Here is an 8,863-nt window from a genome sequence, read left to right as displayed (position 1 = left end):
AATAGTTCAGTTTTAAATAGGTTTTATTATATATACAATTTTATATAACTTTTGAATGTTTTTATGTTATTTTATATTTGGATAGGGGTATTTCATGAATTTTGATTACATACTAGTTAGAAAATGTTACTTTTATTTTTTATACGATTTATTATTGTGTTATCAAGTGTAAATATAGATAGAGAATTTATGTCTAATTTCTAACTGTTATAGATTGATTTATAATGGTTTAAAGAATTTTTATTAATACTAATGGATTTATAAAAAATGAAATGGTAAAATTAAGATAAGAGAAGTACGATATGTAAAAATTTAGTTGTTTGATTATGGGAAAAATAGTATAATTTTTTTAATAAAAAATGTGGATAGAGGTTAGATTATGTATGATTTTACAGCTTGTATTGTTACTTATAATACGAAGCAGGAAGAGTTAAAGAGGATTATATGTTGTTTTCAGAAGATAGAACTTAGATTTAAACTGTGGATTTCAGATAATTCTGAAAAGGATGAATTAAGAAAGTTTGTAGAAGAATTTTTAGATGATAGAATTGAGTATATTTTTAATAATTCAAATGGTGGATTTGGAGCAGGGCATAATGTTGTGATTAAGAGATTGGGTTCGGAAGAAACAAAATCAGAGTTTCATTTGATGGTAAATGCTGATGTTTTTTTTGAGGAAAATACTATTGAGAAAATTGTAGAATATATGAGGGAGAATAAAAATATTGGGCAGATTGGGCCAAAAATATATGGAACTGATGGAAAAGTGACAAAATCTTGTAGATTGTTGCCATCGCCTGTGAATTTGATATTTAGAAGATTTTTACCATTAAAATCGGTTGTTAAGAAATTGGATTATGATTATGAAATGAAATGGTATGATTATAAGGAAATAATCGATGTTCCGATTTTGTCGGGGTGTTTTATTTTTGTACGAACAGATGTTTTGAAGGAAATTGGTGGGTTTGATAAGAGATATTTTATGTATATGGAAGATTATGATTTGTGTAGGCGGGTTGGAAAGAAGTATAGGACTGTTTTTTATCCAGAGGCGGAGATAATTCATGAGCATGGTAAGGCATCTTATAAGTCACGGAAAATGATGCTCCTGCATGTGAATTCAGCTATAAAATATTTTAATAAGTGGGGATGGTTTTTTGATAAGGAGAGAAAAGAGAAAAATAGAGAATGTATGAAAAAATATAAAAAATAAATTATTATAGAAATTATTTTTGTATTTATATGAAATAAAATAGAATATATTTGGAAATAATCAAAATCAAACATTTTAAAGTTTATTAAATTGACCTAATTCGATAATACTGTTTAAAGAATAATATTAGGGGATAATAATACTGGTGATAAAAATGATAAATAATATTAAAGAAATAAAAAAATATCAGAGAATTTTTGGTATTAAAAAATTCCTTTGATAAAATGATGGAACTTTTGAATAAAGCATACAGAGTTGAACATTTAAGATATGGATATCTGCAAAAGTTGCCTGTGTCTAACAGGCTTGTAATTATGATTTTGTATTATCGTGGCTATAGGATTATGAAAAATAAGAAGTTTCTCTGCTTCAAAAAGAGAACTTATAAAGAGTATCTTTATCGTGTCATTTATAAAAACGTGAAAACATAGTTTTCAGTGAACTAAAATGTTTAGGAAAATCTCTACAGGGCGTACTACTGCAGGCAATTCGAAGGACAGCATTGGAAATATTTGCCTGGATGTCCTGTTTTAGTTTTAGGAAATGTATGTTTTTTATTCCATTAATTCTTTGAGATTTCATATTTTCTTTGCGTGCTTCTTCTATGCTTTTTCTTTATATTGTAGTAGATATGATAGCAATGTTTTAACTGATTATGAGTATTTTATTTGATAATCATTAAAAATATTACTGATTTTAGAGTTTTAAGACATGTTTTAGAAAAGATTTTTTTAGGAATTTTAGTATTTATTATCAGTTAATGTTTAGTCGAGGAGAGATACGTATAAAAAATAAGGTTATTTTAATGAAATTATCTATTTTTAAGAAAAGTTTTCTAATTGATTTTCCTTTTAAATTAGTATAAAATATTTAGGTATATAACTTTGCATAAGAATTATTTAATGGAAGATTTGAGTATAATTTAAAAAGGAGAATATGACAATGAAAAAAATGTTTTTGGGAGCAATTCTGCTGATAATAATAGGAAATACTGTGTTTGCAGCAGGAGAAGAAAATATTGGAGTAAAAAATGAAGGTAGGATGGAAGTTAGAGAAAAGGAAATACAAGATATTAGTAGAAAGACTGAAAACATCGAAATTGTAAAAGAGGAAGGAAGAAAGAAATCTAAAAAAAATAAAATAAATTCTTTTATTTCAAAAATTAAGGGTAAAGAATGGAAATTAGTGTGGTATGATGAATTTAACGGAAGTCAGTTAGATACAAAAAAATGGGATTATTGGGATTATGGAAACCCATGGAATCCCGGAAATTATCTAGATGAAAATGGAAACTTAGTTAATCAGTATGGGTTTGATGCAAAGCACTATTATCTTAAGGACAATGTAAAAATTGAAAATGGGAATATGGTTATTAAATTGAAAAAGGAGACTAATAAAAAGGTTAATGTAAATGGAACAGAGAGACGAATTCTTTACAGTTCAGGGGCAGTACATACGAGAAATACTTACAATATTCAATATGGAAAAATTGAAATGAGGGCGGCTATGCCAGAAGGTGTAGGAACTTGGCCTGCGTTTTGGATGTGGCCTGCGGGATATTCTCAAGCGTCAGGAGGACCAGCTATTGGGGAAATAGATATAGTGGAAACGTATGGAAACGATATGAGACGTGCGACTGGAACGCTTCACGTACTGAAGAGCGATAACACATATGAAACGTTTGATGGAGATGATTATAAGCTAAGTAAATGGCCTAGAGAAAAATTGACTAACTTTAATACTTATGCAGTAGAATGGGATGACAAAGAAATAAAATGGTTATTTAATAATAAAGTATATAAAAAATTCTCTTACAAGGAACTTGAAAGGAAAGGGCTGCAGAATCCATTTAATCAGCCTTACTTTATAATAATAAATGTTGCGTTAAGCAAAATTACAGGAGAAGACGGAGATGTGGATTTCCCAACAGAAATGAAAGTTGACTATGTAAGAGTTTACCAAAAAAAATGATTTAATTTGATTGGCGTAGAAGAAATAATTTAGGCAGGAAGATTTTTGAAAAAAAGTTTTTCTGTCTTTTTTGTAAAAGAAAAAAGCTATCTCAGTTAAGAAATAGCTAATTTTAGATTTTTTTATTATTCAAAATAATTTTTGTTTTTATCAAATTTCTGCTGAACTTTGTCTTTTTCAGAAATTGTTAGTTCATCGGGATTTATTCCAAATTCTTCAAATTTCCAATCGATATTTAAAGTTTTGTCGCTCCATAAAAGTCCGCTGTCGTATTCTGGAGCATATAAATCTGTACATCTGTAAACAAATTCTGTTTCATCTTCAAGTGTTAGAAATCCATGTGCAAAGCCTTCTGGAACGTAGAACATTAATTTGTTTTCAGCAGATAATTTTACTGCGTACCATTTTCCAAAAGTTTCACTTTCTTTTCTTAAATCAACTGCCACATCGTAGACACTTCCTTTTATTACTTGTACTAATTTTCCTTGAGTGTGCTTTGTCTGGAAGTGAAGTCCACGTAAAACGCCTTTTTTGGATTTTGAGTGATTGTCTTGGACGAAGTTCATGGTAAGTCCTAATTCCTCAAAGGATTTTTGGTTGTAAGTTTCCATAAAAAATCCTCTTTCATCTCCAAAAACTTTTGGTTCGATTATTACTAAATCTTTTATTGGGGTTTCTTTTATTGTAAAATTGTTCATTAATTTGCTCCTTTTTTTATATAAATTTGATTATTTATTTCCGTACATTTCTTCGTAATATTTTTGATAATCTCCTGAGACTACTTCATTTACCCAGTCCTGATGTTCCAAGTACCATTTTACAGTTTTTCTGATACCTGTTTCAAAATCTGTTTCTGGATACCATCCTAAATCTCTTGCGATTTTTGAAGGGTCGATGGCATATCTCATATCGTGTCCAAGTCTATCTTGAACATAAGTAATCAAATCATAATTTATATTTTGCAAGTCAGTTTTTAGAACTTTTTTATATTCGTCATTATTTTCAATTTCTTCTTTTAAAATGTCGATAACCAGTTTTACAATATTAATATTTTGTTCTTCGTTAAAACCACCAATATTGTAAATTTCGTAAATATTGGCATTTCTTAAAACTAAGTCGATTCCTTTACAGTGATCTTCTACGTAAAGCCAATCCCTTACATTGTCCCCTTTTCCGTAAACTGGCAACTTTTTACCTTCCAGTACGTTTTTAATCATAAGTGGTATTAATTTTTCTGGGAAATGGTAAGGTCCGTAGTTGTTTGAACATCTTGTAATATTTATTGGCATTTTGTAAGTTTCACCGTAGGCAATTACGATGTGGTCGGCACTCGCTTTGGAAGCTGAATATGGGCTTCTTGGGTCAAGTGAAGTTTTTTCTGTGAAGAAATTTTTTCCGTAAGTTTTTAAATTCGTTCTATTTTTTACAACTTTTTTCACTTCTTCATCATCAATTACCAAGTCAATCGCTGTGTCATAATCTTTTGAAAGACTTCCGTAAACTTCGTCTGTGGAAACTTGTAAATATTTTACACCTTCTCTGTAAACTGGATATCCATTTTCATCTTTTGAAACAGTCCATGCTTTTTTAGCATTTTCCAAAAGATTTTGCGTACCAAGAATGTTTGTTTCTAAAAATATTTGTGGATTTTCAATAGAACGGTCAACGTGTGATTCGGCTGCAAAGTTTACAACAAAATCAATTTCATTTTCAGAAAAAATTCTCGCAATTTCCTTTTGGTCACGAATATCAACTTTTTCAAATTTTACTCTTTCATCTTTAATTTCTTCAGCAATTGTACCTAAATTCCCAGCATAAGTTAGCACATCTACAACAATTACCTTAATTTCATCATTTTTATATTTATTCAAAATATATTTTAAATAATTGGCACCGATAAAGCCTGCAGCACCTGTCACTAAATATGTTTTCATATTTCCTCCTAATTAATTTATTTATTTACATATAGTTTTCTATATTAATAACATCAGTTAAATTATACAATTTTTTTTAGTTTTTTCCAAACAAAATTATTAAGTTTGAAAATATGCTTGACATAATTGAAAAAGGTTATATAATAGTAATAGATTTGTTTTAATAGAAATTTAAATTTTTAAAATTATTAAGGGAAGTGAATTGAATGCGTGTAATTATTTTGAAAAATGCTGATGAAGTTGCAAAATGGAGTGCATATCAGATAGCTAAGAAAATATTAAAATTTAATCCTACAAAAGAAAAGCCTTTTGTATTAGGACTTCCTACGGGTTCTACACCGCTTGCAACTTATAAGGAATTGATAAATTTATACAATGAAAAAATATTATCATTTGAAAATATTGTAACTTTTAATATGGATGAATATGTGGGATTGAAACCAGAAGATCCGCAAAGTTATCATTATTTTATGAACGAAAACTTTTTTAAATATATTGATATAAAAAAAGAAAATATAAATATTCTGAATGGATGTGCCGAGGATTTGGAAAAAGAATGTGAAGATTATGAGAACAAAATAAAGGCAGCAGGTGGAATACAGTTATTTCTAGGTGGAGTTGGAGAAGACGGACATATTGCATTTAATGAGCCAGGTTCATCGCTTTCATCACACACACGTGACAAGGATCTGACTTATGATACAATCTTGGCAAATTCTAGATTTTTTGACAATGATATTGAAAAAGTACCAAAATTGGCATTAACAATAGGTGTAGGAACACTTATGGATTCAAAGGAAGTTATGATTCTTGCAAATGGTTACAAAAAGGCTCGTGCAGTTTATCATGGCGTAGAAGGCGGAGTAAATCATCTTTGGACAATTTCTGCTTTGCAGCTGCATAGAAGGGCTGTATTAGTAATTGATGAGATGGCAGCTTCAGATATAAAAGTAAAAACGTACAGATATTTTAAGGAAATTGAGGCAAAAAATTTGAATTTGGAAGAATATAAAAAATATTTAATAGAATTAGCAAAATAGAGAGGAATTATTGAAATGATTATAAAAAATGCAAAGATATTTGACGGGGAAAAATTTATTGAGGAAGACACCGTTGTTTTGGAAGGAAAATTTATAAAGAAAGTAACGGATTTTTCATTGATTGATGAAAAAGAATTAGAAAATCAGGAATTGGTCGATGCCAAAGGGATGGTTTTGTCGCCAGGATTTATTGATTTGCAGATTAATGGATGTGGAGGAGTGCTGTTTAATGATGATATTTCACGAAAGACACTTGAGATAATGAATGAAACTAATAAGAGATACGGATGTACTTCGTTTTTGCCAACACTTATAACTTCTCCAGATGAGAAAATAGAAAAAGCTCTAAATCTTATGAATGAAATAAAAGATAAGGAAGAAATTGGAGTTTTGGGGCTTCACATAGAAGGACCTTATATAAGTGTTGAGAAAAAAGGAATTCATCGTCCTGAATACATAAGAGTTCTATCTGATGAAATGATAGAAAAAATAGCGAATGCAGGATCTGAAGCTACAAAAATAATAACAATTGCACCTGAAAAGGCTAAAGTCGAACATCTTGAAATATTAAAAAAAGCAGGGATTAATATCGCTGTGGGGCATACGAATGCAACGTATAAAGAATGTATGGAAAAGAAAGACTATTTTAATTGTGCTACGCATTTGTATAATGCCATGAGAGCATTGGATTCGAGAGAACCTGGAGTTGTAGGATTTTTATTCAATAATGATACTACAAACTGCGGAATAATAGTTGATGGACTTCACATGGATTTTGCTTCTGTGGAAATTGCTAAGAAAATATTGAAAGATCGGCTTTATCTTGTGACAGATGCTGTTAGTCCTGCTGGAACTGATAATATGACAGAATTTATGTTTGAAGGAAATAGAGTTTTATATAAGGATGGTAAATGTGTTTCGCCAGAAGGGACACTAGGCGGATCAGCTTTAGTTATGATTGATGGAGTAAAAAATCTTGTAGAAAAAGTTCATGTTTCGCTAGAAGAAGCACTTAGAATGGCTACTTCTTATCCAGCAGAAGCTGTAGCTGTGGATGAAAAATATGGATTTATAAAGGAAGGGTATGTTGCAGATTTGACGTACTTTGATGACAAGTTTAATATAAAGGGAACAATTAGTAAAGGAAAATTGACAAATTATTAATTGAAATTTTTAATGATTCAATATTGAAATGAATTTTGGAGATGTTGTTATTTTTTTCGTTTTATGATAAACTGTTTGTATAAAGTTTGATATGCATTTTTTGGGGGGAAAATGATAGAGGATAATAGAGAGATGATATTTGGAAATAAATTGACTGAAGAGCAGGAAAAAGGGCATAGAGAACGGCTTAGGAAGAGATTCCTTTCAACAGGAGTGAAGGGATTTCTGGATTATGAACTTCTGGAGCTGCTGCTCACGTATACTGTTATTAGAAAGAATTGTAGGGGAATTGCTAAGAATTTGCTAAAAAAATATGGAGATTTGTATACGCTTCTGAAACAGTCTGAGGAGGAACTAAGAAAAAATAAGTATGTGACTGAAAGAATGATAGTGTTTCTGAAACTTCTGTTTGAGATAATCGAAAATGGACTTTACAAAAAAGTACATAATAAAAAAATTACCTTATCCAGTAATGTAAAACTTATGAATTATTTAGAATATTCGTTACTGAAAAGAGATGTTGAGGTGTTTAAAGTACTCTTTTTAAATACTCAGAATGAACTTTTGAAGGAAGAGGAGCTGTTTCGTGGAACAATTGACAGAAGTACAGTCTACATACGTGAACTGATAAAAAAAATTTTTGAATACAATGCGAAATCAGTAATTCTAGTGCATAATCATCCAGCAGGTTCACTAAGACCATCAGATTCCGATATCAGATTGACAAAAAAAATAAAAGAGGTTTTTGAAAGTCTTGAAATAAGGCTTCTGGATCATCTTATAATAAGTGAGAAGGGATATTTTAGTTTTTTAGAAGGTGGAATATTGTGAAGATAATAAATATTAAGTTCAGAAAGACAAAAAAAGTTTATCCGTTTATGATAAACGATACTGAAAATTATAAAAAAGGGGATTATGTGCTTGTTGACACTATCCGTGGAGAGCAGATTGGAATAGTTTTAGGAATTGCTTTGAATAAGGAAAATAGCGAACAAGATGACTTAAAAATTAGGGAAGTTAAAAGAAAGCTTTCAAGCAGAGAGGTTCAAAAATTGATGGAACTGGATAAAAAAGCGGATGATGCTTATTTTAAGTGTAAAAAAATAGTAAAGGAACTGCTTCCTGAAATGAATCTTGTTATCGGGGAATATACGTTTGATGAAAGCAAGCTTATATTTTATTTTACGGCTAACAACAGACTCGATTTTAGAGAACTCGTAAAGGAAGTAAACAGAACTTTTAAAAAAAGGGTAGAATTTTATCAGATTAAGACAAATGATGAGGGAAGAATACTTTCTGCCTTTGGAAAATATGGAAGAGAAATTTACTGGTAGAATATATTGTTATGAAAAAAATTTTTTTTGGGAAAAAAAGTAGTTGAAAAATAGAAAAAGATATGCTATACTTATTAAGTAATATAAGTGTGGTCGCATAGCTCAGTTGGGAGAGCACCTGCCTTACAAGCAGGGGGTCACTGGTTCGAGCCCAGTTGTGACCACCATTTATTTGGAGGTGTAGCTCAGTTGGTTAGAGTGCTTGCC

Annotated in this window: 9 protein-coding genes and 1 tRNA gene; 8 read left to right on the top strand and 2 right to left on the bottom strand. The window is 30.1% G+C overall.

What is annotated here, in order from left to right:
* The first annotated feature begins 379 nt into the window (after positions 1-379).
* From HMPREF1552_RS07660 to HMPREF1552_RS07655, 3 genes are all read left to right on the top strand, one after another.
* Positions 380-1,213 carry a glycosyltransferase family 2 protein gene (locus HMPREF1552_RS07660; protein ID WP_021744577.1) on the top strand — a complete coding sequence of 278 codons (834 nt, stop codon included), beginning with the start codon at positions 380-382 and terminating at the stop codon, positions 1,211-1,213.
* Positions 1,214-1,410: 197 nt separating this feature from the next.
* Positions 1,411-1,644, top strand: coding sequence for a hypothetical protein (locus tag HMPREF1552_RS12310; protein WP_021744576.1), 234 nt, complete (start codon positions 1,411-1,413; stop codon positions 1,642-1,644).
* A gap of 511 nt (positions 1,645-2,155) precedes the next feature.
* Complete coding sequence (locus HMPREF1552_RS07655; protein WP_039901413.1) at positions 2,156-3,184, top strand: family 16 glycosylhydrolase; 1,029 nt, start codon at positions 2,156-2,158, stop codon at positions 3,182-3,184.
* A gap of 125 nt (positions 3,185-3,309) precedes the next feature.
* Here the strand turns inward: HMPREF1552_RS07655 and rfbC are convergent, their stop codons facing one another.
* Positions 3,310-3,882 carry a dTDP-4-dehydrorhamnose 3,5-epimerase gene (rfbC, locus tag HMPREF1552_RS07650; protein WP_021744574.1) on the bottom strand — a complete coding sequence of 191 codons (573 nt, stop codon included), beginning with the start codon at positions 3,880-3,882 and terminating at the stop codon, positions 3,310-3,312.
* A gap of 30 nt (positions 3,883-3,912) precedes the next feature.
* Positions 3,913-5,118, bottom strand: a complete 1,206-nt coding sequence (locus HMPREF1552_RS07645; protein WP_021744573.1) for a dTDP-glucose 4,6-dehydratase — start codon at positions 5,116-5,118, stop codon at positions 3,913-3,915.
* Positions 5,119-5,324: 206 nt separating this feature from the next.
* On the opposite strand from HMPREF1552_RS07645, the gene nagB reads away from it, so the two are divergent.
* The 5 genes from nagB to HMPREF1552_RS07620 all read left to right on the top strand — a co-directional run bounded on the left by nagB (position 5,325) and on the right by HMPREF1552_RS07620 (position 8,823).
* Positions 5,325-6,158: a glucosamine-6-phosphate deaminase gene (gene nagB / locus HMPREF1552_RS07640; protein WP_021744572.1), complete on the top strand. Its 834-nt coding sequence runs from the start codon at positions 5,325-5,327 to the stop codon at positions 6,156-6,158.
* Positions 6,159-6,173: 15 nt separating this feature from the next.
* Complete coding sequence (nagA, locus tag HMPREF1552_RS07635) at positions 6,174-7,322, top strand: N-acetylglucosamine-6-phosphate deacetylase (protein ID WP_021744571.1); 1,149 nt, start codon at positions 6,174-6,176, stop codon at positions 7,320-7,322.
* Positions 7,323-7,433: 111 nt separating this feature from the next.
* Positions 7,434-8,153 (top strand): DNA repair protein RadC, encoded by a 720-nt coding sequence (gene radC, locus HMPREF1552_RS07630; protein ID WP_021744570.1) that lies wholly within the window; start codon positions 7,434-7,436, stop codon positions 8,151-8,153.
* Positions 8,150-8,656: a PSP1 domain-containing protein gene (gene ricT / locus HMPREF1552_RS07625; protein ID WP_021744569.1), complete on the top strand. Its 507-nt coding sequence runs from the start codon at positions 8,150-8,152 to the stop codon at positions 8,654-8,656. The genes radC and ricT overlap by 4 nt, the downstream gene beginning before the upstream one ends.
* Positions 8,657-8,747: 91 nt before the next feature.
* Positions 8,748-8,823 (top strand) — tRNA-Val (locus tag HMPREF1552_RS07620).
* Positions 8,824-8,863 lie beyond the last annotated feature (40 nt).

It is taken from the genome of Leptotrichia sp. oral taxon 879 str. F0557 (assembly GCF_000469385.1).
Lineage (GTDB): Bacteria > Fusobacteriota > Fusobacteriia > Fusobacteriales > Leptotrichiaceae > Leptotrichia > Leptotrichia mesophila.
The sequence above is the reverse complement of the archived record's forward strand: the minus strand, read 5'-3'. Positions and strand labels throughout refer to the sequence as shown.